The following is a 26046-nucleotide window of genomic DNA, read 5'->3' on the forward strand; positions in this document are numbered from 1 at the left end:
AATCGGCAGCCGACGCACCCATGAAAAAAAGGCCGGCAATGCCGGCCTTTCGCGAAATGATCGCCATCACTCGTCGAGGAAGCTGCGCAGCCGCTCGGACCGGCTGGGATGGCGCAGCTTGCGCAGGGCCTTGGCTTCGATCTGACGGATGCGCTCGCGGGTGACATCGAACTGTTTGCCCACTTCCTCCAGGGTGTGGTCGGTATTCATTTCGATGCCGAAGCGCATGCGCAGCACCTTGGCCTCCCGCGGCGTCAGCGACTCGAGCACCTCCCGCGTCGCCTCGCGCAGACTGGAATACACGGCGGCATCCACCGGCTGCATGGTGGAAACATCCTCGATGAAATCGCCCAGATGTGAATCCTCGTCGTCGCCGATGGGCGTCTCCATGGAAATCGGTTCCTTGGAGATCTTGAGGATCTTGCGGATTTTCTCCTCGGGCATGTCCATCTTTTTCGCCAGCAGCGCGGGATCGGGCTCCTGCCCCGTCTCCTGCAGAATCTGGCGCGAGATGCGATTCATCTTGTTGATGGTCTCGATCATGTGCACCGGAATACGGATGGTACGCGCCTGATCGGCGATGGAACGGGTGATGGCCTGCCGGATCCACCAGGTGGCGTAGGTGGAAAACTTGTAGCCGCGCCGGTATTCGAACTTGTCCACCGCCTTCATGAGGCCGATGTTGCCTTCCTGGATCAAATCCAGGAACTGCAGCCCCCGGTTGGTGTATTTCTTGGCGATGGAGATCACCAGGCGCAAATTGGCCTCGATCATCTCCCGCTTCGCCCGCCGCGCCTTGGCCTCGCCAGTGGACATCTGCCGCGAGATCTCCTTCAGGTCCTTGATGGGGATGCCCACCCGGGCCTGCACGGCCATGAGTTTTTCCTGCAGATCAAGGATGTCGTGCTTGAAGCGCGCCAGTTGCTCCACGTAGGGCTTGCGGGCGCGCAGCTCCTGCGTCAGCCACTCCGGGTTCACCTCATTGCCCGGGAAGGACTTGATGAAATGCGCCCGGGGCATGCCGCACTTGTTGACGCACAGCTCCATGATGGCCCGCTCGTAGCCGCGTACTTCCTCCACCAGCTTGCGCACGCTGTCGCAGAGGTTTTCGATCTGCTTGGCGGTGAAGCGGATGCCCATCAGTTCGTTGGAAATCTGCTCCTGCAGTTTCTTGTAGCTCTTGCTGTCCGGGCCGTGCTTTTCCAACGCCTTGACCATTTTGTTGTAGAGCTGACGGATGACGGCGAAACGCTCCAGCGCATCCGCCTTGAGCTGCAGCAGGCTCGCCGACTGCACGCTGCCGGCCTCCTCCTCGTCCGCCTCCACCTCGTCGGCGGCCATGGACTCTTCGTCCGCCTCCGCCATTTCCTCGCTGACCTCCTCCACGTCGTTGGGATCGATGAGGCCATCGATGAGCTCGTCGATGCGCATTTCGTCGCGCTCGACCTTCTCCGCCATGGCGAGGATTTCGGCGATGGTGGTGGGACAGGCGGAGATCGCCTGGATCATGTGTTTGAGGCCGTCCTCGATACGTTTGGCGATCTCGATTTCGCCCTCACGGGTGAGCAGCTCCACCGAACCCATCTCCCGCATGTACATGCGCACCGGGTCCGTGGTCCGGCCAAACTCGGAATCGACGGTGGACAGGGCCTGCTCGGCCTCCTCCACCACGTCCTCGTCGGCCGCCACCGCCGTGTTTTCGGTCATGATCAGGGTCTCGGCATCCGGCGCCTCGTCATAGACATTGATGCCCATGTCGTTGAGCATGGCGACAATGCCCTCGATCTGCTCCGCATCCAGCATGTCGTCGGGCAGGTGGTCATTGATCTCCGCATAGGTGAGGTAGCCGCGCTCCTTGCCCAGGACGATGAGATTCTTCAGACGCAGCCGCCGTTCGTCGGCCTCGTTGGGCCGGGTGTCCTGCTTGTCGTATTCGCTAGCCATAGTGATGCCCGAGTCCAGGTTGGTTTTGGATTGCGCCAAAAAAACTGCGTATTTTAACCAGTTTTCGGCTTTCCGCCTACAGCCTTTAGGCGGGGCGCCTCGCGGCAAGTTCCCGCCGCAGAAGCTCTTTTTGCTCCGGGGTGAGTCCCTGGGCACGTTCCAGCGCCAGCAGCCGCTCGATGCGCCGCCGCCGCACCGCCTCGTTGACCCGCGCCAGGGCGTCGGCGAATTCCCGTTCCAGATCGAAACCCTCGTCAAGGAGCAGGGCTTCCGCCGCCACCGCTTCCAAAAGCGGCCTCCATTCCGAATCGCGGAAGGCCTCCAGGAGCTGGGCGCCGGTTTCCACATGGGGATGGTCCGCCAGATATGCAAGCACGGCCTCCACCAGCCTGCCCTCGGCATCGTCGGCGGCCTCCGCCTCCCACGTCACGCCGCGCGCCAGGCTCGGCCGCGCCAGAATGAGCCGCAGTAGTTGCCGGTTGCGGGAGGGGGCGCGGCGATGGGGGGGCGCGGCTGGCCGGGTGGGCTCCGCCCGGGAGACTGGCGCGGCGGGCAGCAGGGCATCGATTTCGACCGGGTTGAGTCCAGCAAGCTCGGCGAGCCGTTTGCGCAGCAGGGCGGCAAGAAGGGGAGCCCCCACTTTCCCGATCAGGGGCCGGGCCGCCTGCAGAAGGCGCGCGCGGCCTTCCGCGCTGTCAAGGTCATCTCCCGCCGTCAGTTCCCGGAACAGGAATTGGCTCAAGGGCACGGCTTCCTTGAGCAGACCCTCGAAGGCGGCGCGCCCCTGACTGCGGATGAAGGAATCCGGATCCTCGCCTTCCGGCAGCAAAAGGAAGGCGACCCGCGCCCCATCGGAAAGCGCCGGCAGGCTGTTTTCCAGGGCCCGCCAGGCGGCACGCCGTCCCGCCGCATCGCCATCGAAGCAAAAGACGATGTGGTCGGCAAGGCGCAGCAGACGTTCCACGTGTTGGGCGGTGGTGGCGGTGCCTAGGGTGGCCACGGCGTATTCCACGCCGTGCTGGGCCAGGGCCACCACGTCCATGTAGCCCTCCACCACCAGCACGCGGCCAGCCTCGCGGATGGCCCGGCGCGCCTGCGGCAGCCCGTAGAGCTCCCGCCCCTTCTGGAAGAGCGGCGTTTCCGGCGAATTGAGATATTTCGGTTCCCCCGCGCCCAGCACCCGCCCACCGAAGCCGATGACATTGCCCCGCTGATCGAGGATGGGAAAAATGATGCGGTCGCGGAACCGGTCGTGCCGGTGGCCGTTTTCCCCTTCCACCACCAGCCCCGCCTCCACCAGGGCGCGCGAGGTGGCGTAGTCGGGGAAAACAGCCTTCAGATTCTGCCAGCCGGGAGGGGCATAGCCGATGCCGAAGCGGGCGGCGATCTCCCCGGACACGCCCCGCCCCTTGAGATAGGCGATGGCCTCCGGTGCCGCCTTCAGGGCCTGACGGTAATAGTCCAGTGCCTGGCGCAGCACGGCCGCCAACGCCGTATGTCCCCCCTCCTGCTGCCGCGACGCCTGCCCGCGTGCCTCCGGCACCGCCAGCCCCAGCCGGCCGGCCAGCAATTTGACCGCCTCGACGAAACCGATGCCCTCGTATTCCATGACGAAGCCGATGGCGGTGCCATGGGCGCCACAGCCGAAGCAGTGATAGAACTGCTTGCTGGGGCTTACGGTGAAGGAGGGGGTCTTTTCCTGGTGGAAAGGGCAGCAGGCGGTGTAGTTGGCGCCGGCCTTTTTCAGCGGCACATAGCGCCCCACCACCTCGACGATGTCCAGGCGAAGGAGGAGCTCATCGATGAAGGACTGGGGAATCATCCTTCCCTCATCACGCGCAGCGTGTTCGCCTACGCAAAGGCAGGAGTGAAGGGCGAGGACGGAGGCGTCATGATCGTCAGCGGGCAAGCCGCGCCTTGACCAGGGCGGAGACCTTGCCCATGTCGGCGCGCCCCGCCAGCTTCTGCCGCAAGGCGTTCATCACCCGCCCCATGTCCGCAGGGGTGCTCGCCCCCGTCTCCGCGAGGGTGGCCTCGATGAGGTTTTGCACTTCCTGTTCGGAAAGGGGCTCGGGGAGGTAGGTCTTCAGCACCTCGATCTCGAATTTTTCCGCGTCGGCGAGGTCCTGGCGGCCACCTTTCTCGTACTGGGCCACGGACTCCTGCCGCTGCTTGATCATCTTTTCGATGACGGAAAGGACCTGGGCGTCGTCGAGCACGATGCGCTCGTCCACCTCCCGCTGTTTGATCGCCGCCAGAAGCAGCCGCAGGCAGGACAGCCGCTGGGCATCCTTGGCGCGCATGGCCTGTTTCATGTCCTCGGTGATGCGGTCTTTGAGCGTCATGGTGTCTTCCCCCACCGGCAAGGTTGAGCGGGCCGGCCTCCTGCAATGTTAGCACCCACCCCCCTCGCCGATGAAATCGCCCTCAAGGATGGGAAAGCGGCGCCGTTGTTGAAGAGGTTACCCCGCCCGGGCCTTGAAACTGGTATGAAAGTCCCTGCTGGTCTGCGCTTCAAACTGGTGGCCATCACCCTGGTGGGTGTGGTCACGGCTTTCGTCGTCGTGGGCAGCCTGCGCGTGCAGGCGGAGCGGCAACGCCTGATGAACGAGCTGGCCCGCTCCGGGCAGGAACGCGCGGCCCTGCTGGCGGAAGCCGTGGCCAATCTGGTGGTGGGCTACGACTATTCCAACATGGAGTCCCTGGCCGATCGCCTGGTGCGCCAGGAGGATGTGCTCGCCGTCACCATCCGCGACCGCACGGGTAAGGTCATGGTGACGCGCACAGCACCCCACCTGCCCGGCACAGCGAGTCTCGCCTTCCGGCTGCCTGTCCTCTTCACCGGCAAACCGGTGGGCGAAGTGGAGCTCCTCCTCTCCCTGGCCCGGCTGGAGGGGCAAATCGCGGCCGTGTATCGAAATGTTCTCCTCGAGCAGGCCTTTTTCAGCCTGTTGCTGGCCCTGCTCATCCATTTTGCCGTCTCCCGCCTCATCGTGAGGCCGGTGGTGGACTTAAGCCGCCACATGCAAAGCCTTGAGGAACAGGGAGACACCGCCGCGCCCCTGCCGGAGGTGCGCAGCAGGGACGAAATCGGCGAGCTCGCCCGGGTCTTCGGCGCCCTCCAGGCAAGGGTGGCGGAAACCCAGCAGCGCCTGCGGGAAAAAATCGACCTCGCTGGCACGGCCCTGATGCAGACCAACGAGGCACTCCAGGCGCGCACCCAGGAGCTGGAAGCCCGCACCCGGGAGCTGGAGAAGGCGCTGGCGCTGGTGGAAAAACTGGCGGTGACCGACAGCCTCACCGAGCTGCGCAACCGCCGCTATTTCGACGACCACCTGGCGGCGGCCTTTGCCCGCGCCCAGCGCTTCGGCGAGCCGCTATGCCTGCTTTTGGCGGACGTGGACCGCTTCAAGGAGATCAACGACACCTTCGGCCATGCCGCGGGGGATGTGGTGCTGCAGGCCCTGGCCGCCGCCTTCCGCGCCCGCATGCGCAGCACCGATGTGGTGGCGCGCCTGGGGGGCGACGAGTTCGCCTTTCTTCTGCATCACACCACCGCCGGGGAAGCCCGCGTGGTGGCCGAAGAGCTGCTTGCCCTGGCCGGAAATCTGAACCTGAGCTTCGAGGGCAAACCCCTTGCCGTGAGCCTTTCCATCGGCGTGGCCTGTACCGACAGACTCACCCACAGTGTGGAGGCCCTCTACGGTGCCGCCGACGAAGCCCTCTACGAGGCCAAGCGGCGCGGCCGGGGCCAGGCGGTGTGTTACCCCTTTGCAAGCCATCTCAATGCATGAAGGAGTCGATGATGTTGGTTTGGCGCAGTGTGCTCTCCGTCCTCCTCCTCTGGGCCGCCACCGCCCAGGGGCAGACCCTCTTCCTCGGGTCCGTCGCCATGGATGTGCCCGCCGAAATGGTGCGAAGGCTCACCCCCCTCACCGAATACCTGAGCCGCAAGACCGGGCTCGACGTCCAGTTCCGCGCCTCGCCCAACCTGGGCTCGGCGGTGAATGACCTGGGAGGCAACGTGACCCAGATCGCCTATCTCACCCCCGTGGCCTATCTGGAGGCGCGGGAAAAATACGGCGTGGAACCCTTGGTGAGCCCCCTGACCCACGGCCAATCCACCTTCACCCTGGTCATCGCCGTGCGCGCCGACAGCCCGTACCAGAAGGTGACGGACCTGCGGGGCCGGCGCTTCGCCTTCGGCGACCCCAAGGCGTTGCTGCAGCCGGCGGTGGTGGTGGGCAGCGGCATCCGTCTGGAGGAGTTCGCCGCCTACGATTACCTCAAGCATTACGACAACATCGCCAAGGCGGTGCTCAACCGGGATTTCGATGCCGGCATTCTCAAGGACACGGTTTTCGAGGAATTCGAGGCGCGGGGGCTGCGACGCCTTTATACCTCGCCGCCCCTGCCGGGCTACGTGTTTGCGGTGAACTCCACCGTGCCCGCCGCCACCGTGGCCAAGCTGAAGGCGGCTTTTCTCGAGCTCAAGGCGACGGATCCCGCCCACAAGGCCATCCTGCGGGAACTGGACGCGGGCTATGACGGCTTCGTCACCGTGACGGACCGGGACTACGAGGTCATCCGCCGGCTGATCGCCCCCTTCCGCAAGCCCTGAAGGGGGAAGGCGGGCATAAGCGGCCGGCGGGCGCCGCCGGCGCAGAGGACAAGAGGTTGAGGGGCCGCCGGCCATGGGGGCGGAGACGGGCCCATCGCAGCCCCCGCCGGCTGGAAAAGGGGTTCAGTACAGCTTGGGCGGCAGCATCTGGCTGCGCAGCCGCTTGTGGTGGCGCTTGATCGCCGCCGCGAGCTTGCGCTTGCGCTCGGCGGTGGGCTTTTCGTAGTACTCCCGGGCCCGCAGCTCGGTGAGCAGGCCGCTTTTTTCGATGGTGCGCTTGAAGCGGCGCAAAGCCACATCAAAGGGCTCGTTTTCCTTCACGCGTACGACAGGCATCAAACCCCCTCGGTCAAATACGAAAAAGTGCAATCTTAACGGGAAAAAGCCCGCCGAACAAGGCTTGCCGCGGTACAATCCCCCCATGCGGGTGCTGGGGATCGAAACCTCCTGTGATGAGACAGGTGTTGCCCTTTACGACACGGAACGGGGGTTGGTCGCCCACGCCCTGCATTCCCAGGTGCGCATGCACGAGGAATACGGCGGGGTGGTGCCCGAGCTCGCTTCCCGCGACCACATCCGCCGCATCCTGCCCCTCATCCGCCAGGTCCTGGCGGAGGGCGGGCTTTCCGTGGGGGATGTGGATGCCATTGCCTACACCGAGGGGCCGGGTCTGGCGGGCGCCCTCTTGGTGGGCGCGGCGGTGGCCTGCGGGTTGGGCTTCGCCCTCGGGCGGCCGGTGATTGGCATCCATCATCTGGAAGGCCACCTCCTTGCCCCCCTGCTGGAGGCCGAGCCGCCGGCCTTCCCCTTCGTCGCCCTGCTGGTTTCGGGCGGTCACACCCAGCTCATGGCCGTGGAAGGAGTGGGCCGCTACCGCCTGCTGGGGGAGACCCTGGACGACGCCGCGGGCGAAGCCTTCGACAAGACGGCAAAACTTCTGGGTCTGGGCTATCCCGGTGGGCCAGCGCTGGCACGCCTGGCCGCCCAGGGCCGGCCGGGGCGCGTCCGCCTGCCGCGCCCGATGCTTAACAGCGGCGATCTCGATTTCAGCTTCAGCGGCCTGAAAACGGCCGTGCTTAAGTTCGCGCGGGAGCATGTCCTCGACGCGGAAATGCGCGCCGATCTGGCGGCAGAGGTGCAGGAGGCCATCACCGAGGTGCTCACCGCGAAGGCCATGGCGGCGCTGGAAGCAACGGGGCTTTCCCGCCTGGTGGTGGCGGGCGGCGTGGGGGCCAACGCCCGCCTGCGGGAGCGGCTGGCCGAGGCTGCCGCCGGCAGGAGCGTGCGGGTTTTCTATCCGAAGCTGGAATTCTGCACCGACAACGGAGCCATGATCGCCTTCGCCGGCGCCATGCGCCTTGCCGAGGGGCGCCGCCAGTATGGCTTCGGCGTCCGCCCCCGCTGGGAGCTGGCGAGCCTGCGCCCGCCCTCAGGGTCGCCCGTGCAGCCGCTCGACTAAATCCATCAGCCAGCCGCTGCCGGTGAAACGGGCGAGCTCTTCCGGATAAAAGAGGATGGCGTAAAGAACCGCCAGCACCGCGAGCAGCAGGAGGTGGCCGAAGAGGTTTTCCGGCTTGAGCACCCCCCAGTAGCGCATGGTGAGGAAGACGAGGTCTTTCTCGTGTTCCGCCATCTTGCGGTAGCGGCGCAGCCACGCCACCACTAGATAAACGCCGTAGCCCCCCGCCAGCGCCACGAACACGGCGCGGAAAACGCCGAACAGGTCCATGCCGCCACCGAGCACCCGGTGATAGACCAGGGAAACCCAGCCCATGAGAAAGGCGGCGGCCACCGCGATCAGCACGTTGGCGATCAGCCGCCGGCGCTCCCGCGCGATATCCCGCTGGCGGGCGACAAAGAAGCCGTCGATCTCCCGCTTGAAGTATTCGACCTTTTCCTGCACCAGGCTGGCGATTTCCGCCTTGGCCGCAGCGATGCGCGCATCCAGGGTCTCCCCGAGCCGGTCGGCGGCGTAGTCCACCAGCTCCTTCACGTCCGCCTTGGTGAACTGCCGCTGGGCGTGGAGCTCCTCGGAAATCCGCGTGAGCTTGTCGTCCACCTCGCGGCTTGCATCCATGACGATCTCGCGCATTTCCCGCGCCGCCATGACGATGCCGTCACGGACAGTGGCATCCAGCCGCTCGCCGGCCCGGTCGATGGCATGCTCCGCCACCTTCTCCAGGCTGCTCCTGGCGTAATCCATCTCCTTTTCGAACCAGGCCATGGCCACTCACTCGGGGGGCATGTCCTGGGGCCGGGGGCGGGGCCCGGCAAAACCGGCCTCTTCACCCCGCAGCAGACGGCGGATGTTGGTCCGGTGGCGCCAGACGAGGAGCGCGGCGAGGAGGATCACCAGCCCCGTATAGAGCCCCGGCAGCATGAGGGCGGCAAAAATGGGTGCCAGGGCCGCCGCCACCAGCGCCGAGAGGGAGGAGACGCGGAACATGGCGAAGGTGAGCAGCCAGGCGGCGGCCGCTGCCGCCGCCACCCACACGCTCAGGGCGAGGAGGATGCCGAAGGCGGTGGCCACCCCCTTGCCGCCGCGGAAGCCGAAAAACACCGGAAACAGATGCCCGAGGAAAACGGCAATCCCCGCTCCGGCCACGGCAGGTTCCGGAATCTGCCAAAGGGGGCCGAAATGGAGGGCCGCGGCCATCACCAGCCAGCCCTTCGCCGCATCGCCCACAAGGGTGAGCGCCGCCGCTGCCTTGCGGCCACTGCGCAGCACATTGGTGGCGCCGGGGTTGCCCGAACCATAGGAACGGGGATCGGGTAGGCCGAAGATCCGGCTCACGATCACGGCAAAGGAGAGCGAGCCCACCAGGTAGGCGCAGACGAGAAGTGCTATCGGGGCCATGGCAAAACCAGATAAAATGCGAGACTTTTTGATTTTACGTCAGTTTTTTCGTGGACATCATTTTTCTGCGGGATTGGCGCATCGAGCTTTCCATCGGCATCTATCCGTGGGAGCGCAGGATGCCGCAAACCATCGAGCTGGAACTGGACATCGGCCTGCCCGGAAGCCGCGCCGGCCAGACCGACCGCATCGAGGACACGCTGGATTATGGCGCCATTGTGGGCCGCATCGAGGAAAGCCTGAAGGGAAGGCGCTTCGACCTTCTGGAAGCGTTGGCGGAACACATCGCCCACATCGTCCGCCATGAATTCGGCGCCCCCTGGGTGCGCGTCACCGTCACCAAGCTTTGCATGCTGCGCAACATCCGCCGCGTCGGCCTCACCATCGAACGGGGCGAAAGGATCTGAACGCCCATGGAGGTCCTCGCCTACGGCTTCGCCGCCGGCGTCATCCTCCTCGCCTATTTCGTGCGGGGCATCTCCGGCTTCGGCTCCGGCTTGATCGCCGTGCCGCTGCTCGCCCAGGTCTTTCCCCTGATTAAGGTCGTGCCCTTCGTGCTTCTCCTCGATGTCACCGGCTCGGTGATCCTGGGGCGCGCCAACCGGCGCCTGGTGGCCTGGAAGGAGCTCAAGCCGCTGCTGCCCGGCAGCGCGGTGGGGGTGGGAGTGGGAGCCACCCTGCTCATGAATCTGGACCGCCAGGCTTTGCTCGCCACCCTGGGCACGGTGGTCATTCTCTTTGCCCTGCGCAATCTCCTCTCCCTGGGGGGCAGTGAGCCCGTCTCCCGCTGGTGGGCGCTGCCCGCCAGTCTCGTCGGCGGCACGGTGAGCGCCCTGTTCGGCACGGGAGGGCCGCCCTATGTGATCTATCTCAGCCACCGGATACGGGACAAGTCGGTCTTCCGCGCCACCACCTCGCTCCTCTTCGTCATCGACGGCGGCCTGCGCATCGTAGTTTTCCTCGCCACCGGCATCCTCACCGCCGCCACCTTCGCCGCCTATGCCGCAGCGCTACCCCTCATGGCCCTCGGCCTGTGGCTGGGCAGCCGTGTCCATGTGGGCATCAGCAATGCACAGATGGTGCGCCTGATCGGTCTTTTGCTGTTGGGCAGTGGCGCAAGCCTCCTGTGGAAAGCGCTGGCCTGAGGCCTTCATCCCCGCGGATGATGCCGGGCGTGCAGCGCCTTGAGCCGCTCCCGCGCCACGTGGGTGTAAATCTGGGTGGTGGAGATGTCGGCATGCCCCAGAAGCATCTGCACCACGCGCAGATCGGCGCCGTGGTTGAGGAGATGCGTGGCAAAGGCATGACGCAGCGTATGGGGGGACAGCGTCTCCCTGATACCCGCCCGCCGCGCATAACGCTTGATGAGATTCCAGAACATCTGCCGGGTCATGGCGCCACCGCGACCGGTGACGAACACCGCCTCGCTCACCCGGCCCGCAAGCAACGCCGGCCGCGCCCCGGCTAGATAACGGCCAAGCCATTCCGCCGCCACCTCCCCGAGGGGCACCAGCCTTTCCTTCGCGCCTTTTCCCATCACCCGTACCACCCCTGCCTCGAGGCTCAACTGGGCAAGCGCCAGCCCCGTCAGTTCACTCACCCGCAGACCGGTGGCGTAGAGGGTCTCCAGCATGGCGCGGTCGCGCAGACCCAAAGGCGTGGTGACATCGGGCGCGGCCAAGAGTGCTTCCACTTCCCCTTCGCTCAGGCTTTTGGGCAGCGGCCGCGGGCGTTTGGGGCGCTCCACCTCCAGGGTGGGGTCCACGGTGAGGCGACCCTGCCGCAGAGCATGCTGGTAGAAGCGCCGTACGCTGGAGAGGAAGCGGCCGGTGCTGCTCGCCTTCATGCGGGGCGCCCATTCGGCTAGGAAGGCCAAAAGCTGCGCCCGACTGGCGGTGGTGAGGTCCGCCCCCCGCGCCTCCAGCCAGACGGCGAATTTGGCGAGATCGCGCCGATAGGCCGCCAGGGTGTTGCGGGACAAGCCTTCTTCGAGCCACAGGGCGTCGCAGAATTCGTCCAGCAGCGCCGCGCTGGCCGCCGATTCCGCGCGTCGCTCATTGCGCCCGCTCATGGGCTAGCAGCCACTCCTTGATGGCGAGGGCAAAACCCTCTCTTTGCCCCATGAAGCCGCCGATACCCCCGCGCGCCACCACCCGGTGACAGGGAATCACCAAGGGGATGGGATTGGCGCCACAGGCCTGCCCCACCGCGCGGGCACTGGACCCCAGCCTCCGGGCGAGCTCCCCATAGGTCACCACCTCCCCCGGCCCGATGCCCCTCAAGGCCGCCCACACCCTTTGCTGATGGGGGCTCCCGCCGGGGCAAAGCGGCAGGTCGAAGACGTGACGGGGATCGGTAAGATAGGCTTCGATCTCTTCCACCACGCGCGCGGTGAAGGCATCCTCCGGCGCCTTGGGCGTCGCCCCGCGCGGCAGAAAATCGATGGCGATGAGGCGATTGCCCTGGGTGCGGATGCCCAGGGTGGCGAAGGGCGTGGCAAGCTTCGCCTGATGGAGCCTCATGGGGCACGCTTCCGCGCAGGGCGCGTGGTCTTTCCGACAGGCTGCGGTGCCCGCTGGGCGAGGGCGTAGCGGTGTAGCGCCGCCGCCTCGAGGCCAAGCCCCGCCCTTTCCAGATAGGCGAGCGCCCTCTTCAGGGTCTCGGTGGCGGCGAGGTCGGGGTTGCGCAAATCCGTGGCGAGCACCGCCTGCACCGCCGCATCGGCGGCAAGCTCGGGCCGGCCCTCGAGTTCCCCGTAACGGGCCGCGGCCAGCAGGACCGCCGGGCGCGCCGATGGCGGCAGCGCCTCGGCGGCATCGATGGCAAAGCGCAGACCGGCCTCAGGCGACACGGGCGCCTCGCCCCAGGGCGAGGCCTTGAGCAGGCGCGCCGCAAGCTCTCCCCGCCCCCCTTGCGCGAGGAGGACAAAAAGCCGCCGACGCGCCGTCTGCCGGGTTTCGGCCTGGCTACCCTTCTGCGCCAGCGTCCCATACACCACCCTCGCCCGCAGCGGCTCCGTTGCCGCAAGCCCCGCGGCCAATGCCAGCCAGGCTTCATCCTCGCCCTGCAGAAGCTGGGCGCGGTTGCCCGTCGCTTCCCCCAGCGCACCATAGCTTCGCCAGAGCGCGGCAAGCCGGTCTTTCTCCCCCGCCGCGGCCTCCCGCTCCAAGGCGTCGAGGGCAAGGAGCGGATCCCCCATTTTTGCCGCCGCCACCGCCAGCACCCGCACCCAGTCGGCGGCCTGGGGAACGCGGGCGAGCTCCGTCCCCGCCCGCGCCGCCGCCTCCTCCGGCGCCATCAACCCGGCTTCAAGGCGGGCCCACACGGCCACCGCTGACGCCGAATCCAGTTGATTGAGCCAGGTGAGCGCCTCCGCGGCGCGCCCCTCGGCAAGCAGCCCCCGCACGAACTCCGCCGCCACCTCCCGCTCCAGCGGCGCGAAATCCTGCTGATACCGCAGCATGGCGCGATAGGCTTCCTCCGGCCGGTGATCCGCAAGCCAGGAACGGATCACCAGGCGCCGCGCCCAGCGGTGGTTTTCGGAAGACAAAGGAAAGGTCCACAAAAGCCGCGCCAGCTCCGCGCGGGCGGCCGCCCCCTCGCCCCGTTCCAGATGCGCCCAGGCGGCATGGCCCAGCACCTTTTGCCGGAAATCGGCAGGAAGCTCCGCTGGCAGGTCCTTCACCCGCGCCAGCAGCCGGTCGGGCGCCTGGATTTGCGCCAGCAGGGTAAGCCGCAGCGACTCCCATTCCAGCCAGTCGGGCGCCTTGGGGTTTGCCGGCTGGTCCCGCTCCACGCGACTGAGGGCCAGCCGCGGCAGGCCCAGTTCCAGGAAGGTGCGGGCGGTGGTCAGGGAATCGGCCGCTGCCGCAAGGGGGAGCAGAAAGAGAAGGAGGCCAAGGCGCCGCATGGCGGGCATTTTATACCCCGCCCACCCCTGTGGGGGGTGGCATGGGCGGGCTTGACTGGCCAATGGCATGGGGCGGGTCGAAGACAATGGGGGGAACGGGCACCCTGCGACCCTGATGAGACGCGGATGGATTCCCTCCCTTTGCGGGGCGGAAGGCGTTTTTCGTTTTTCCCAGGGCGCGTTGAACGCGCGCAGGGGGCAAGGCTTGCCCCCTTCGGCGCCGCCATGGGGCGGATCGTTGCGCGAGGCTCGCCGTTACTGGGCCGCCGCCTGGCTTTTACCGGTGAGCTTTTCCTTGATGCGGGCCGATTTACCGGAGCGGCTGCGCAGGTAGTAGAGCTTGGCGCGGGCCACGTCACCCTTGCGCTTCACCTCGATGGAGGCCACCGTCGGCGAATAGGTCTGGAAGGTCCGCTCCACGCCCTCGCCAGAGGAAATCTTGCGCACGATGAAGGAGGAATTGAGGCCGCGGTTGCGCTTGGCGATCACCACCCCCTCGAAGGCTTGCAGCCTTTCCCGGTTGCCCTCCTTCACCTTCACCTGCACGACGACGGTGTCACCGGGGGCGAAATCGGGGATGGTCTTCCCCAGACGGGCGATTTCTTCCGCTTCGATTTGCTGGATGAGATTCATGGCTTACTCCTTGTTTTCCCATTCGGTCGGCGGGCCTCATGCGTCCCCGTCGATGCCGCGTTCCCGTTTCAATTCCTGCCAAAGCCTGGCCTCTTCCGGGGTCAGGCGGTGTTCCTTGAGCCAGCGCGCAAAAAGATCCGGCCGTCGCTCCCAGGTGCGCAACATGGCTTCCTTCAGCCGCCACAGGCGGATGCGCTCGTGGTGCCCCGACAACAACACCGGCGGTACCGGCATGCCCCGATAGACTTCCGGCCGCGTGTAGTGGGGATGGTCCAGCAGGCCCTTGACGAAGGACTCCTCCACCACCGAGTCCGCATCGCCCACCGCTCCCGGCAGTTGACGCACGACGGCGTCGATCACCACCATGGCGGCGAGCTCGCCACCGGAGAGCACATAGTCGCCGATGGACAGCTCCTCATCCACCTCGCGCTGGATGAGCCGTTCGTCCACGCCCTCATAGCGCCCGCAAAGCAGCACGAGCCCCGGCTCCCCGGCCAGGGACATGACCCGCGCGTGATCCAGCCGCGCCCCCTGGGGCGAGAGGTAGATCACCCGGCTGCGGGCGATCCCCGCATCCCGTTGCGCCGCCCGCGCCGCCTCGATGGCCTTCTCCAGCGGCTCGGCCAGCATCACCATGCCCGGCCCGCCGCCGTAGGGCCGGTCGTCCACGGTGCGGTAGGCATCCGTGGCGAAATCCCGGGGATTCCACAGCCGCAGCGTCCACAGCCCCTGCTCCAGGGCTCTGGCGGTGATCCCCTGCTTCGCCACCGCATCGAACATGGGCGGGAAGAGGGTGATCACATCGAAGCGGGGCTTAATAGTCCACCCCCCAATCCACCCGGATGGTGCCGGCCGTCAGGTCCACGTCGAGGATGACCTGCCGGATGAAGGGGATCAACCGCTCCCGTTCCCCCTGCACCACCAACACATCGTTGGCGCCGGTTTCAAGCAGCGTCTTGACGGTGCCGAAACGGACCCCTTCGGTGTTCACCACGGTCAGGCCGATCAAATCGACCCAGTAATATTCGTCCTTGCCGGGCCGCGGCAGCTCGCCCCGCGGCACCACCACCCACTGACCCTTGAGCTTCGCCGCCTCGTCGCGGTCCTCGATGCCGGCAAGCTTGGCCACCACCGCCGCCCCGTGCGCCCTGGCTTCCACCACCTCATAGCCGGTGTAGGGCGCCTCGCGTCCCAGCCACCAGCGGCGGTAGCGGGCAAGCCCGGCGGCTTTCTCGGTGTAGGGATGGACCTTGATCCAGCCCAGCACACCGAAGGGGCCGGTGACCCGCCCCATCACCACCCACTTCTCTTCAGGAGGCGTGCTTGAGGAGCTTGGCAACGGTGTCGGAAAGCTTCGCACCGACGCTCTGCCAGTAGGCCACGCGTTCCTTGTTGATGCGCAGGGACTCGGTCCCCTCGGGCGCCACGGGATTGTAAAAGCCCACGCGCTCGATGAAATTGCCATCGCGCCGGCGCCGGGAATCGGTCACCACCACGTTGTAGAAGGGGCGCTTTTTTGCGCCGCCCCGGGAAAGTCGGATCACCACCATGTTGTTTGCCTTGGGAACGGAAAAGTGGGGGATTTTATTGGGTTTTCCCGCCGCTGGCAAGGTGCGTCCCGGCTGACCAAGCGGGCGGCCGCCAGTGGGCATACCACTCGGGCAGGGCCTCCGCCGGCATGGGGCGGGCAATCCCGTAGCCCTGACCGAGTCCGCAGCCAAGATCCAGCAGCGCCCGCGCATGGGCTTCCGTTTCCACCCCCTCGGCCAACACGGTCATGCCGAAGGCCTCGGTGAGCCCGATGATGCCCTGCACGATGGCAAGATCGTTCTGGTCGATGAGCAGGTCGCGCACGAAGCTCTGGTCGATCTTGACCAGGTCCGCAGGCAGGCGCCGCAGATAGGTGAGGGAGGAATAGCCGGTGCCGAAATCGTCCAGCGCAAAGGTCACCCCCAGTTGCCGACAGGTCTCGATGAGGCGGGCCACGTGCTCGATGTCGGCGAGCGCCGCGCTTTCCACCACCTCGAGCTGCAGGTGACCCAGCGGTAGGGGCGGATGCCGGGCAAGCAGTCGGCGAAGACGCTCCCCGAAATCTTCCCGCGCCAGATGCCGCGGTGCGATGTTGACCGCCACCGGCAGGTCGAGGCCGCGCTCGCGCCAGCGCGCCATCTGGGAAAGGGCCGCTTCGATCACCCATTCGCCCACGCTGACCTCGAGATCGCTGCCCTCCAGAACGGGCAGGAATTCGGCGGGCGGCACCAAGCCGCGCTCCGGATGCTGCCAGCGGATCAGCGCCTCGACACCGATGACGCGACCCTGGCGCAGGTCCACCTTGGGCTGATAGTGGAGCACGAACTCCCCTTGGGCCAGCGCCACCGCCAGGCGCTCCAACAGGGCACGTCGGCTGCGCGCCTCGCTGTCCCGCTGCGGGTCGAAGAGATGGATGCGGTTGCGGCCCGCCTCCTTGGCCGCATAGAGGGCCTGGTCGGCGTGGCGCAGCAGGGTATCGGCGTCCACTCCATCATTGGGATAGAGGGTGACCCCCACACTTGCGGTGACGTTGAGAACCAGGCCCTCCACGGCCACGGGCCGGGCCACCGCCTCGAGGAGGCGGGTGAGCACGGTGAGACATTCCACCTCGTCGGCAAGCTCGGTGAGAAGGAGCACGAACTCATCGCCCCCCAGGCGGGCCACGGTATCGCCGCCGCGCACGCTGGCTGCCAGGCGTTGCCCGATTTCCACGAGCAGCCGGTCTCCGGTGGCGTGCCCGAAGCTGTTGTTGATGGGCTTGAAGCCGTCCAGGTCGAGGTAACACACGGCAAGCCGACGGCCACTGCGCTCCACCTGGGACAGGGCCACCTTCAGACGGTCCGCCAGCAGCGCCCGGTTGGGCAGGCCGGTCAGCGGATCGTGGTGCGCCAGATGGCGCAACTGTTCCTCCTGCACCTTGACCTGGGTGAGATCGCGGAAGATGCCGATGTAATGGGTCACCTCCCCTTCCTCGTCCTTGACGGCGATGATGGCAAGCTCCTCCGGGTAGATGCCCCCTTCCTTGCGCCGGTTCCAGATTTCCCCCAGCCACTGGCCCGTCTCGCGGATCTGCGCCCACATGGCGGCATAAAACCCCGCATCATGTCGGCCGGAGGAAAGCACGCGGGGTTTCCTGCCCATCACCTCCTCGGGCGTATAACCGGTGATGCGTGTGAAGGCGGGGTTGACGGCGATGATGTGGGTGTTGCGGTCGGTGATCATCACCCCGTTCAGGGAATGTTCGTAGACGCTTGCCGCAAGCCGCAGCTTTTCCAGGGTGCGCCGTTCCTCCGTCTGGTCGCGGAAGACCAGCACCGCGCCGAAGATGCGCCCGTCGGCGGCGCGGATGGGTGCGGCGGAATCGGCAATGGGTCGCTCCTGCCCATCCCGGGCGATGAGCAGGGTGTGGTTGGCCAGGCGCACGGCACGACCCTCCCGCAACACCTGTCCCACAGGACACTCTGTCTCCTCCCGCGTGCGCTCATCGACGGTGGGAAAGACCTGGAGGATGGAGCGCCCCTTTGCTTCCGCAAGGAGCCAGCCGGTGAGCCGTTCCGCCACCGGGTTCATGAACACCACCCGGCCCTCCTGATCGGTACTGATCACGCCATCGCCGATGGAGCTCAGGGTGACGGCAAGCCGCTCGTGTTCGGCAAGCAGTTCCCTGCGGGCAGCGGCCACGGTTTCGGCCATGCGGTTGAAGGCAGTGATCACTTCCCGCAGTTCGGGGCTGCCGGCGGCGGGTAGGCGCGCCGCGTAATCCCCGGCGGCGATGCGCCGGGCACCCTCTTTCAGCGCCGCCAAGGGCGCGAGCCCCCGCCGCAGGATGAAGAAGATGCCGGAGAAATCGATGCCGAGAGCGACGAGCAGAATCAAGAGATGCCGGAGGAAGGCCGACCACAGGCGGTCCACCGTCGGCTGCGCGGTCATCTCGACAGTGATCTCGCCATAGCTGCGGCCACCGATGAAAAGGGTGCGGCTTGCCTTTGGCGAGGGAACGTCGGCCAGGCGGGCAAACCAACGGGGGGCTTTCGCCGGCTCATCCTTGTCGGCGGCGGCAAGGGGATTGCCGCGGGGCGTGGTGAACACCATGCGCCGCACATCGCGCTTCTTCACCCGCTGGCGAAGCTGCAACTCGATGCTCGCGTAATCGCCGATCACCGCACTTTCCGCCAGCGCCGCCTCGAGGGAGACAAGCTCCGCCTCCAGATGCTCGACGATCTGGCCGCGGGCGAATTCCGCCTCGGAGCGGGTGGAAACCAAAAGCAGCAGCGTGCCCGCCACGAGAAGCGCCAGGGTGGTGATGAGCATCACCCTGCCAATCAGGGGAAGCTTCTCCCACAGGCGGATCGCGGCAAGGTTCACTGGCGGCCCTCGGCTTGCCACAGGCGGCGGTAGACCGCGCGCTGGTTGTCGTATTCCGCATCCTGCGCGGCGACGAAGCCATAAGGCGGCTTCTGGTTGATCACGGCGGCACTCGCCTCGAGGATGCGACGTCCCTCCGCATCCGCCGTCATGCCGATGAGGGCGGCCTGCACCGCGGAAGCCACCTTCGCCGGCACGCGGGGATGCACCGCCACCGGCAGATCGAGGAAAGGCTCAGAGGTCCACAGGACACGGTAGCGGAAGTGTTCCCGCGCCGCATACTCCTCCATCACGCGGGAATTGACAGCAGCCGCGGCAATCTGTCCCGCTTTGAGCTGCGCCATCACGCCTTCCTGGTTGCCAGCGAACACCGGTTTCACCTGCACCTTCGCTGCATACAAGGCCACCATGGGAACGGCATAGCCGGTGAAGCCGTTGCGGTTGGGAAAGCCCACCTCCTGCCCCTGCAGCTCCGCCAGGGAATGGATCGGCGAGGTGTCCGCGACGACGATCTGGCTGCGGATCGGCTCACCGACCGGCCGAGCGATCACCCGGTAGCGGGCTTGCGCATGGCTGGGGGCGAAGATGTGGTTGTTGTAAACGAAATCGAATTCGCCGCGCGCCTCGGCCGCCGAATATTCCTGGGAATCGCGCCGCGTGGCGAGTTCTAGGGTCACCCCCGCCTTGCGCCCGACATAATCGAGAATGGGGTTCCAGTAGCGGGCGGTGAGGACGGGGTTGCGATGGGGCAGCACGCCGAAGGTATAGGTTTCTCCCCACGCATGCGGGGCGAGGAGAAGCAGAAAAAGAATGCCGGCAGCGAGCGATTTTATGGGTGTGGGGTCAAAGCCGTATGATACGGTTAAATTCCAACGAATCCACCCAATGAACGGCGCGCTCCGCTCAGGCTATATTTACCCCATGTCGGAAACCTCCCGCCCCGCCATCACCGGCCTCGTCCTCGCCGGCGGAGAAGGCCGCCGCATGGGTGGGCAGGACAAGGGACTCGTCCCTCTGCGCGGCCGGCCCCTCATCGAATGGGTGTTGAGCCGCATCCGCCCCCAGGTCACCGACATCCTGATTTCCGCCAACCGCAATCTCGAAGCCTACGCCCGTTTCGGCCACCCGGTGCTCACGGACCGCACGGAAGGCTACGTGGGCCCCCTGGCGGGCATCGCCCGCGGCCTTCTGGAAACCCGCCACGGGCTGCTGCTCGCCGTGCCCTGCGACACGCCTTTCCTGCCGGACGATCTGGTGGCCCGTCTCTGGGACGCCCTGAGCGCGGGGGATTTCGACCTCGCCGTGCCCCTCGTCAAGGGCCGTACCCAGAACGCCATCTGCCTCATGCACACCCGGGTAGGCGCAAGCCTCGCCCAATACCTGGCCCAGGGCGGCCGCCAGGTGGAAGCCTGGCAGACTGGCCTCAAGCGCGCCGTGGCCGACTTCGACGACGAGGCCGCCTTCTTCGTCAACCTGAACCGCCCGGAACAACTCGCTGCCCTCGAAGACCTGCCCCACCGCTCCTGAAAACCCCGAAAGCGATTTGGGCAAACCACGAAGGAGACGGAGAAGCGCAGAGGCACGCGGCGTTCCCTGACCCCTGACCCCTGACGCCCGCTGCCCGTCACCCCTTCCCCGTCACCCACAACCCGACCTGCCGCGCAATGTGCAGTTCCTCGTTGGTGCGGATGACCAGCACCCGCACGGGCTGGCCGGCTTGCTGGATTTCCGCCACCTCCCCCAGGGGGGCCGTGTTGGCCGCCTCGTCGAGGGCAATGCCCAGGCCCTCCAGTCCCGCACAGGCCAGGCTGCGCACCCGCGGCGCGTTTTCCCCCACACCGGCGGTGAAGACCAGGGCATCGACGCGGCCCAGCACGGCCAGGTAGGCCCCGATGTATTTGCGGATGCGATAGGTGTACACCTCGAGGGCGAGCCGGGCGGCGGCATCCCCGTCTGCCGCGCGGGCAAGGATTTCCCGCATGTCATTGACGCCCGCGAGTCCCTTGAGGCCGCATTCGTGATTGAGGGCATGATCGAGGCCGGCCCAGCCAAGACCACTCACCCGCTCCATGTGCAGGGGCACGGCGGGGTCCAGATCGCCGCTGCGGGTCCCCATCACCAGACCCTCGAGGGGGGTGAATCCCATGGAGGTGTCCACCGATCGCCCACCCTGGATGGCACAGGCGGACGCCCCGTTGCCCAGGTGCAGGGTGATGAGGTTGAGTTCCCCAAGGGGCTTGCCCAGATACGCGGCGGCGCGTTGCGCCACGTACTCGTGGGACAGACCGTGGAAGCCATAACGCCGCACCTGGTGCTGCCCATACCAGGCATCCGGGACGGCATAGCGGAAGGCCCGTTCCGGCAGGGTGTGGTGGAACGCGGTGTCGAAGGCCGCCACCTGCGGCACCTCCGGCCAGGTCTGGCGGGCAAGCCGGATGCCAACGAGGTTGGCCGGATTGTGCAGCGGAGCGAGCACCGCCAACGCCTCGATGCGCGCCTCCACCTCGGCGTCGATGGGCACAGCACCGTGGAAGTCCTCGCCGCCGTGCACCACCCGATGGCCGATGGCAAGGAGGCGATGGTGCGTGCCCGCATCCAGAGCTTCCCGCATGTGGTTGAAGGCCTCGCGGTGGCTGGGGGCGACGACGCCGCGGCTTAAGCGGGAACTCACGCCGCCGACGTTGTAGCGGGTGTGGTGGTGGCAGGGGGCGGCCTCGCCGATGCGTTCGATGATGCCCTCCGCCAGCAAGGCATCGGTGGCCACATCGAACAGGCGGTACTTGAGGGAGGAGCTGCCGCAGTTGAGGACGAGGATGGCCCCATCCATCATCGTGCCCCCTTCACCCCGGCCAGTGCCAGTCGGCGATTTCCGGCGGGTCCACGCCGTGTTCCAAGGCGTGCTGCCGGTAGGTGAACTGGAGATTGCGCATCTGCTGTTTGACGTGGGCGCCGATCACGGTCAGGCGCGGCACGCGGTCGATGACATCCACCACCAGGCTGAAGCGATCGATTTCATTGAGCATGGCCAGTTCCAGCGGTGTGTTGATGCTTCCCTTCTCCTTGTAGCCGCGCACGTGCAGGTTGCGGTGATTGGTGCGGCGGTAGGCCAGCCGATGGATGAGCCAGGGATAACCGTGGAAGTTGAAGATGATGGGCTTGTCCCGGGTGAACAGGCTGTCGAAGTCGCGGTCGCTCAGACCATGGGGATGTTCCGTGTTGGGGGTGAGAGTGAAGAGGTCCACCACATTGACGAAGCGGATGCGCAGATCGGGGAAATATTGCCGCAGCAGGGCGGTGGCGGCCAGCGCCTCCTGGGTGGGAATGTCGCCGCAGGCGGCCATGACCACGTCCGGCTCGGCCCCGGCGTCGGTGCTTGCCCACTCCCAGATACCGATGCCCTGGGCACAGTGACGCAAGGCGCTTTCCATGTCCAGATACTGCAGATGGTTCTGCTTGTCGGCGACGATGACGTTGATGCGGTTGGTGGTGGCAAGACAGTGATTCGCCACGGCCAGCAGGCAGTTGGCATCCGGCGGCAGATAGATGCGCACCACGCGGGGGCTCTTGGTCACCACCACATCGAGGAAGCCCGGATCCTGATGGGTGAAGCCGTTGTGGTCCTGCCGCCAGACGGTGGAAGTGATGAGCAGGTTGAGGGAGGAGATGGGCGACCGCCAGGGAATGTCGGCGGCGATCTCCAGCCACTTGGCGTGCTGGTTGAACATGGAATCGATGACGTGGGCGAACGCCTCGTAGGTGGAGAGGAAACCATGGCGCCCGGTGAGCAGATAACCTTCCAGCCAGCCCTCCAGGGTATGCTCGGAGAGCACCTCCATGACCCGGCCATCGGCAGCCAGCTCGCCACCGTCCGCATCCTCCGGCCGCAGTTCCAGCCACATCTTCTTCGCCGCCTCGTACACGGCGTCGAGGCGGTTGGAGGTGGTCTCGTCGGGACCGAAGATGCGGAAGTTGTCGGGGTTTTTGCGCAGCACATCCCGCAGGAACGCCCCCAGGGGGCGCGTCGTCTCCGCCCGCACCGCGCCCGGCGCCGGCACCTTCACCGCGTAGTCGCGCACCTCCGGCAGCCGCAAAACGCGGCGCAGCCGGCCACCATTGGCGTGGGGGTTGGCGCTCATGCGCCGCTCCCCCCGCGGGGCGAGCGCAGCAAGCCTGGGATCGAGGCGTCCCTTTGCATCGAACAGCTCCTCCGGGCGGTAGCTCTTGAGCCACGCTTCCAGCGCGGCAAGCCGGGCAGGATTTTCCCGCACCTGGGTGAGGGGCACCTGATGGGCGCGCCAGGATCCTTCCACCCGATGCCCGTCTACTTCCCGGGGGCCGGTCCAGCCTTTGGGGCTGACCAGCACCACCATGGGCCAGGCGGGCCGCGTTACCCTGTTGCGGCGCCTCGCCTCGTTCTGGATGGCGCGAATCTCCAGCACACAGCGTTCCAGGGTCTCGGCCATGGCGCGATGCATGGCCATGGGTTCGTCGCCTTCGACGAAATGGGGCGTTAAGCCATAGCCTCTGAGGAGGAGAGTGAGTTCCTCGCGGGGCAGGCGGGCGAGCACGGTGGGGTTGTTGATCTTGTATCCGTTGAGATGCAGGATGGGCAGCACCGCGCCATCCCGCTGGGGATTGAGGAATTTGTTGCCATGCCAGGCGGTGGCGAGCGGCCCGGTTTCCGCCTCCCCATCCCCTACCGCCACCGCCACCAGCAGGTCCGGGTTGTCGAAGGCGGCGCCGAAGGCATGGGCGAGGCTGTAGCCCAACTCGCCCCCTTCATGGATGGAGCCCGGCAGTTCCGGCGTGCAATGACTGCCCACACCCCCCGGAAAGGAAAAGGCGCGAAAAAGGCGCCGCAACCCCTCCTCGTCCTGGGTGCAGTCGGTATGGAGCTCGGAATAGGTGCCCTCCAGATAGACCGGCGCCAGGACACCCGGCGCACCGTGTCCAGGGCCGGCGAGGAAGATGACGTTGAGGTCGTATTTGACGATGAGCCGGTTGAGGTGCACATACATGAAGGCAAGGCCGGGGCTCGACCCCCAGTGACCGAGAAGCCGCGCCTTGACGTGCTCCGGCCGCAGCGGTTCGCGCAACAGGGGATTGTCCCGCAGATAGATCATGCCGGCGGCGAGGTAATTGCAAGCCCGCCAGTAGGCGTCAAGCCGCTCGAGTTCGGCCTCGCTGGGGGGGTCAAAGGGGGGAAGCTGCATGAGGGAAACTCCCAGGTTGGGCGACAGTCTGCATCGCCTTTGCGACGCGAAGATGACGTCTGCAGGATAACCGGCGCCGGCGCTTCAGGCCAGAAGCTCGTCCAAAAGCTCCACCCAATGGCTCACCGGAAGCGTGGTGCCGCTTTGCAGGTGCAGCAGACACCCGATGTTGGCGGTGACGATGCGCGCCGGCCCTCCGCTCGTCAAGGCGGCGACCTTGTTGGCAAGAAGCCGCTGGGAGAGGTTCCGCTGCAGCAGCGAATAGGTACCCGCCGAACCGCAACAGAGATGCGCATCGGGCGTGGGCGTAAGGGGAATGCCGGCAAGCTCCAGGATGCGCTCGATGAGGCCGTTGAGTTTCTGCCCATGCTGCAGGGTGCAGGGGGTGTGCACCGCCACCGGCGGCGGTTTGCGCCGCGTAGCCGCGAGCAGCCCGGCCAAGCGGGTCCTTTCCGCCCACACCACTTCCGCAATGTCGCGGGTGTGTTCGGCGATGCGCCGCGCCTTCTCGCCATATTCCGGGCAGGTGCGCAGGTGATGGGCATATTCCCGCACCGTCACGCCGCAGCCGCTCGCCGTCATGACGATGGCCTCCACCCCCGCCTCCAGATGGGGAAGCCAGGCATCGATGTTGCGGCGCATGGCGGCAAGGGCCTCCTCCCGCCCGCCGGTGTGCAGCGGCAACGCCCCACAGCATCCCGCCTCCGAAGCCACGATGAGGCTGATGCCCAGGCGGTCCAGCACACGGGCAGCGGCGGCGTTGATGCCGGGGGCGGCGGCCGGCTGCACACAGCCCGCCAGCACCAGCATGCGCCGCCCATGGCGGGGAGGCGGCCAGTCTCCGGCAGGTTTGGGGCTGATCACCTGGCGCGCAAGCCGTCCAGGCAGAAACGGCCGCACCAGACGGCCGAGGCCGAGCAGCAAGGAGACACGGCGGGCATCGACAAGGGTGGTGCGCAAAAGCCAGCGCCTGACGCGCCCTTGCAGACTGCGGCCGATTTTTTCCTCCGCTAGCGTGCGCCCGATATCCAGCAGCCGACCGTATTCCACACCGGAAGGACAGGTGGTCTCACAGGCGCGGCAGGTGAGACAGCGGTCCAGATGGGTGAGGGTTTTTTCCGTGGCGGCTGCGCCCTCCAGCATCTGCTTCATGAGGTAGATGCGCCCGCGCGGACTGTCCAGCTCATCGCCGAGGAGCTGATAGGTGGGGCAGGTGGCAAGGCAGAAACCGCAATGCACACAGGTGCGCAGAATGCGGTCGGCCTCCCGGCCTTCCGGCGTATCGCGAATGAAATCGGCGAGATTCGTCTGCATGGCGGTTCAGTGGGGATAGCCCAACAAGGCGCAAGGCGGCATCGTCAGAAGTCCGGATACAGCCGGCCCGGGTTGAAAATCCCCTGGGGATCGAACACCTGTTTGACCCGCCGGTGCAGAGCCAGCAGAGCCGGGGGCAGGGGCTCAAAGACGGGCACGTCCTTGCGTTCGGAACGGAACAGGGTGGCATGACCGCCGGCCGCCCGCGCCGCCGCCCGCACGGCTGGCGCGCCTTCGTCGGTGAACAGCCAACGAAGCGCCCCGCCCCATTCCACGAGCTGTCGCCCCGGCACGTCGAAGGCGGCGGTGGAGGGCAGGCTCACCCGCCACAAGGGGCGGGGATCGCGGAAAAAATTGGCGGTGTGTTCGCGGATGCCCCGCCAGAATTCCTCCCCCGCCGAAAGCACCTGGCCGCCCAGACGTTGGCGCGCGGCGCGCACCGCGGCCTCCGCGCCCGACAGTCGCACACTCAGCACGTGGTCGTGGTAACAGGTGGCGGAAAGGGGCAGCGGTTCGCCCGCCCAGCGGTTCATCCGGCTGACCGCCTCGCTCTCATTCATTTCCAGTTGCAGGGTGAGCTCCGCCGCCGGCCGCGGCAGCACCTTAAGGGAGACTTCGAGAATCAGGCCCAGGGTGCCCAAGGCGCCCGTCACCAGACGGGAAACGTCGTAGCCGGCAACGTTTTTCATCACCTGCCCGCCAAAGCGCAGGACATCCCCCCGGCCGTCCATGAGCACCACGCCCAGCACGAAATCCCGCACGGCCCCGGTGTAGGGCCGCCGCGGGCCGGATAGCCCGCTGGCCACGCAGCCGCCCAGGGTGGCACGGGGACCGAAATGGGGCGGCTCGAAGGGCAGCATCTGGTTTTCCGCCGCGAGCACCGCTTCGATTTCCGCAAGGGGTGTGCCCGCCCGCGCGGTGATCACCAGCTCTTCCGGCGCGTAATCCACCACCCCGGTGAAGCGACTGGTATCCAGCACCTCGCCCCGCGGCGGCCCGCCGTAGAAATCCTTGCTTCCCGAGCCGCGGATGCGCACCGGTCGCCGGCGGCTTCCGGCCTGGCGGATGGCCTCGGCGAATTGTTCCCGCAGCTCGTTCGTGTCCACAAAAAGCCTTTTCCAGGGACTCCGCCGCGTACACGCGCTCAACCCCCGTTCCG

General features: G+C 66.7%; 25 protein-coding genes. 6 read left to right on the forward strand and 19 right to left on the reverse strand.

Annotation, left to right across the window (positions count from 1 at the left end; translation table 11 throughout):
- Positions 1–66: 66 nt before the first annotated feature.
- From rpoD to K6T56_05810, 3 genes are all read right to left on the reverse strand, one after another.
- Entirely contained in the window at positions 67–1944 is a 1878-nt protein-coding gene (rpoD, locus tag K6T56_05800) for an RNA polymerase sigma factor RpoD (GenBank protein ID MCL6555857.1), read from the reverse strand.
- 85 nt (positions 1945–2029) lie between these two features.
- Complete coding sequence (gene dnaG, locus K6T56_05805; protein MCL6555858.1) at positions 2030–3766, reverse strand: DNA primase; 1737 nt, start codon at positions 3764–3766, stop codon at positions 2030–2032.
- A 76-nt stretch (positions 3767–3842) separates the two neighbouring features.
- Positions 3843–4289, reverse strand: a complete 447-nt coding sequence (locus K6T56_05810) for a GatB/YqeY domain-containing protein (protein ID MCL6555859.1) — start codon at positions 4287–4289, stop codon at positions 3843–3845.
- 144 nt (positions 4290–4433) lie between these two features.
- On the opposite strand from K6T56_05810, the gene K6T56_05815 reads away from it, so the two are divergent.
- On the forward strand, positions 4434–5738 hold the full coding sequence (locus tag K6T56_05815; GenBank protein ID MCL6555860.1) for a diguanylate cyclase: 1305 nt from the start codon (positions 4434–4436) through the stop codon (positions 5736–5738).
- A gap of 8 nt (positions 5739–5746) precedes the next feature.
- Complete coding sequence (locus K6T56_05820; GenBank protein MCL6555861.1) at positions 5747–6565, forward strand: PhnD/SsuA/transferrin family substrate-binding protein; 819 nt, start codon at positions 5747–5749, stop codon at positions 6563–6565.
- 123 nt (positions 6566–6688) lie between these two features.
- Here the strand turns inward: K6T56_05820 and rpsU are convergent, their stop codons facing one another.
- Positions 6689–6901, reverse strand: a complete 213-nt coding sequence (gene rpsU / locus K6T56_05825; GenBank protein MCL6555862.1) for a 30S ribosomal protein S21 — start codon at positions 6899–6901, stop codon at positions 6689–6691.
- 85 nt (positions 6902–6986) lie between these two features.
- On the opposite strand from rpsU, the gene tsaD reads away from it, so the two are divergent.
- Positions 6987–8024, forward strand: a complete 1038-nt coding sequence (gene tsaD / locus K6T56_05830; GenBank protein ID MCL6555863.1) for a tRNA (adenosine(37)-N6)-threonylcarbamoyltransferase complex transferase subunit TsaD — start codon at positions 6987–6989, stop codon at positions 8022–8024.
- Here tsaD and K6T56_05835 read toward each other — a convergent pair.
- Both K6T56_05835 and plsY read right to left on the reverse strand, forming a co-directional pair.
- Positions 7995–8789, reverse strand: a complete 795-nt coding sequence (locus K6T56_05835) for a hypothetical protein (GenBank protein MCL6555864.1) — start codon at positions 8787–8789, stop codon at positions 7995–7997. The genes tsaD and K6T56_05835 overlap by 30 nt on opposite strands.
- A gap of 6 nt (positions 8790–8795) precedes the next feature.
- Positions 8796–9422 (reverse strand): glycerol-3-phosphate 1-O-acyltransferase PlsY, encoded by a 627-nt coding sequence (plsY, locus tag K6T56_05840; protein ID MCL6555865.1) that lies wholly within the window; start codon positions 9420–9422, stop codon positions 8796–8798.
- A 50-nt stretch (positions 9423–9472) separates the two neighbouring features.
- Between plsY and K6T56_05845 the strand changes: the two genes are divergently transcribed.
- Positions 9473–9829 carry a dihydroneopterin aldolase gene (locus K6T56_05845; protein ID MCL6555866.1) on the forward strand — a complete coding sequence of 119 codons (357 nt, stop codon included), beginning with the start codon at positions 9473–9475 and terminating at the stop codon, positions 9827–9829.
- A gap of 6 nt (positions 9830–9835) precedes the next feature.
- Positions 9836–10567, forward strand: coding sequence for a sulfite exporter TauE/SafE family protein (locus tag K6T56_05850; protein ID MCL6555867.1), 732 nt, complete (start codon positions 9836–9838; stop codon positions 10565–10567).
- A gap of 5 nt (positions 10568–10572) precedes the next feature.
- On the opposite strand, the gene xerD is transcribed toward K6T56_05850, so the two are convergent.
- From xerD to K6T56_05895, 9 genes are all read right to left on the reverse strand, one after another.
- On the reverse strand, positions 10573–11493 hold the full coding sequence (gene xerD / locus K6T56_05855) for a site-specific tyrosine recombinase XerD (GenBank protein ID MCL6555868.1): 921 nt from the start codon (positions 11491–11493) through the stop codon (positions 10573–10575).
- The gene (locus K6T56_05860) at positions 11477–11944 is read right to left on the reverse strand and encodes a methylated-DNA--[protein]-cysteine S-methyltransferase (protein ID MCL6555869.1); all 468 of its coding nucleotides are present in this window, start codon (positions 11942–11944) and stop codon (positions 11477–11479) included. The genes xerD and K6T56_05860 overlap by 17 nt, the downstream gene beginning before the upstream one ends.
- Positions 11941–13332, reverse strand: a complete 1392-nt coding sequence (locus K6T56_05865; protein MCL6555870.1) for a hypothetical protein — start codon at positions 13330–13332, stop codon at positions 11941–11943. The genes K6T56_05860 and K6T56_05865 overlap by 4 nt, the downstream gene beginning before the upstream one ends.
- 255 nt (positions 13333–13587) lie before the next feature.
- Positions 13588–13965 carry a 50S ribosomal protein L19 gene (rplS, locus tag K6T56_05870; GenBank protein ID MCL6555871.1) on the reverse strand — a complete coding sequence of 126 codons (378 nt, stop codon included), beginning with the start codon at positions 13963–13965 and terminating at the stop codon, positions 13588–13590.
- A 36-nt stretch (positions 13966–14001) separates the two neighbouring features.
- Complete coding sequence (trmD, locus tag K6T56_05875) at positions 14002–14745, reverse strand: tRNA (guanosine(37)-N1)-methyltransferase TrmD (GenBank protein MCL6555872.1); 744 nt, start codon at positions 14743–14745, stop codon at positions 14002–14004.
- A 34-nt stretch (positions 14746–14779) separates the two neighbouring features.
- Positions 14780–15262, reverse strand: a complete 483-nt coding sequence (gene rimM, locus K6T56_05880) for a ribosome maturation factor RimM (protein MCL6555873.1) — start codon at positions 15260–15262, stop codon at positions 14780–14782.
- A 13-nt stretch (positions 15263–15275) separates the two neighbouring features.
- Positions 15276–15515 carry a 30S ribosomal protein S16 gene (gene rpsP, locus K6T56_05885; protein ID MCL6555874.1) on the reverse strand — a complete coding sequence of 80 codons (240 nt, stop codon included), beginning with the start codon at positions 15513–15515 and terminating at the stop codon, positions 15276–15278.
- 34 nt (positions 15516–15549) lie between these two features.
- Complete coding sequence (locus K6T56_05890; GenBank protein ID MCL6555875.1) at positions 15550–18360, reverse strand: EAL domain-containing protein; 2811 nt, start codon at positions 18358–18360, stop codon at positions 15550–15552.
- Positions 18357–19115, reverse strand: a complete 759-nt coding sequence (locus K6T56_05895) for a phosphate/phosphite/phosphonate ABC transporter substrate-binding protein (protein ID MCL6555876.1) — start codon at positions 19113–19115, stop codon at positions 18357–18359. Before K6T56_05895 ends, K6T56_05890 begins: the two co-directional genes overlap by 4 nt.
- A 166-nt stretch (positions 19116–19281) precedes the next feature.
- On the opposite strand from K6T56_05895, the gene mobA reads away from it, so the two are divergent.
- Positions 19282–19887, forward strand: a complete 606-nt coding sequence (gene mobA, locus K6T56_05900; GenBank protein ID MCL6555877.1) for a molybdenum cofactor guanylyltransferase — start codon at positions 19282–19284, stop codon at positions 19885–19887.
- Between the two features lie 97 nt (positions 19888–19984).
- Here mobA and K6T56_05905 read toward each other — a convergent pair whose 3' ends face one another.
- From K6T56_05905 to glcE, 4 genes are all read right to left on the reverse strand, one after another.
- A complete protein-coding gene (locus K6T56_05905; protein MCL6555878.1) occupies positions 19985–21190 on the reverse strand; it encodes an acetate kinase in 1206 nt (401 codons plus the stop codon).
- A gap of 10 nt (positions 21191–21200) precedes the next feature.
- The gene (locus K6T56_05910; protein MCL6555879.1) at positions 21201–23573 is read right to left on the reverse strand and encodes a phosphoketolase family protein; all 2373 of its coding nucleotides are present in this window, start codon (positions 23571–23573) and stop codon (positions 21201–21203) included.
- A gap of 84 nt (positions 23574–23657) precedes the next feature.
- Positions 23658–24887, reverse strand: a complete 1230-nt coding sequence (glcF, locus tag K6T56_05915; GenBank protein ID MCL6555880.1) for a glycolate oxidase subunit GlcF — start codon at positions 24885–24887, stop codon at positions 23658–23660.
- Between the two features lie 44 nt (positions 24888–24931).
- The gene (gene glcE, locus K6T56_05920; protein MCL6555881.1) at positions 24932–25993 is read right to left on the reverse strand and encodes a glycolate oxidase subunit GlcE; all 1062 of its coding nucleotides are present in this window, start codon (positions 25991–25993) and stop codon (positions 24932–24934) included.
- Between the last annotated feature and the right edge of the window lie 53 nt (positions 25994–26046).

It is taken from the genome of Burkholderiales bacterium (assembly GCA_023511995.1).
Classification (GTDB): Bacteria; Pseudomonadota; Gammaproteobacteria; order Burkholderiales; family Thiobacteraceae; genus Thiobacter.

Coding starts and splice junctions, on each gene's coding strand:
- rpoD (MCL6555857.1), bottom strand. CDS start 1,944: ATGGCTAGCGAATACGACAAGCAGGACACCCGGCCCAACGAGGCCGAC.
- dnaG (MCL6555858.1), bottom strand. CDS start 3,766: ATGATTCCCCAGTCCTTCATCGATGAGCTCCTCCTTCGCCTGGACATC.
- K6T56_05810 (MCL6555859.1), bottom strand. CDS start 4,289: ATGACGCTCAAAGACCGCATCACCGAGGACATGAAACAGGCCATGCGC.
- K6T56_05815 (MCL6555860.1), top strand. CDS start 4,434: ATGAAAGTCCCTGCTGGTCTGCGCTTCAAACTGGTGGCCATCACCCTG.
- K6T56_05820 (MCL6555861.1), top strand. CDS start 5,747: ATGATGTTGGTTTGGCGCAGTGTGCTCTCCGTCCTCCTCCTCTGGGCC.
- rpsU (MCL6555862.1), bottom strand. CDS start 6,901: ATGCCTGTCGTACGCGTGAAGGAAAACGAGCCCTTTGATGTGGCTTTG.
- tsaD (MCL6555863.1), top strand. CDS start 6,987: ATGCGGGTGCTGGGGATCGAAACCTCCTGTGATGAGACAGGTGTTGCC.
- K6T56_05835 (MCL6555864.1), bottom strand. CDS start 8,789: ATGGCCTGGTTCGAAAAGGAGATGGATTACGCCAGGAGCAGCCTGGAG.
- plsY (MCL6555865.1), bottom strand. CDS start 9,422: ATGGCCCCGATAGCACTTCTCGTCTGCGCCTACCTGGTGGGCTCGCTC.
- K6T56_05850 (MCL6555867.1), top strand. CDS start 9,836: ATGGAGGTCCTCGCCTACGGCTTCGCCGCCGGCGTCATCCTCCTCGCC.
- xerD (MCL6555868.1), bottom strand. CDS start 11,493: ATGAGCGGGCGCAATGAGCGACGCGCGGAATCGGCGGCCAGCGCGGCG.
- K6T56_05860 (MCL6555869.1), bottom strand. CDS start 11,944: ATGAGGCTCCATCAGGCGAAGCTTGCCACGCCCTTCGCCACCCTGGGC.
- K6T56_05865 (MCL6555870.1), bottom strand. CDS start 13,332: ATGCGGCGCCTTGGCCTCCTTCTCTTTCTGCTCCCCCTTGCGGCAGCG.
- rplS (MCL6555871.1), bottom strand. CDS start 13,965: ATGAATCTCATCCAGCAAATCGAAGCGGAAGAAATCGCCCGTCTGGGG.
- trmD (MCL6555872.1), bottom strand. CDS start 14,745: ATGTTCGATGCGGTGGCGAAGCAGGGGATCACCGCCAGAGCCCTGGAG.
- rpsP (MCL6555874.1), bottom strand. CDS start 15,515: ATGGTGGTGATCCGACTTTCCCGGGGCGGCGCAAAAAAGCGCCCCTTC.
- mobA (MCL6555877.1), top strand. CDS start 19,282: ATGTCGGAAACCTCCCGCCCCGCCATCACCGGCCTCGTCCTCGCCGGC.
- K6T56_05905 (MCL6555878.1), bottom strand. CDS start 21,190: ATGATGGATGGGGCCATCCTCGTCCTCAACTGCGGCAGCTCCTCCCTC.
- K6T56_05910 (MCL6555879.1), bottom strand. CDS start 23,573: ATGCAGCTTCCCCCCTTTGACCCCCCCAGCGAGGCCGAACTCGAGCGG.
- glcF (MCL6555880.1), bottom strand. CDS start 24,887: ATGCAGACGAATCTCGCCGATTTCATTCGCGATACGCCGGAAGGCCGG.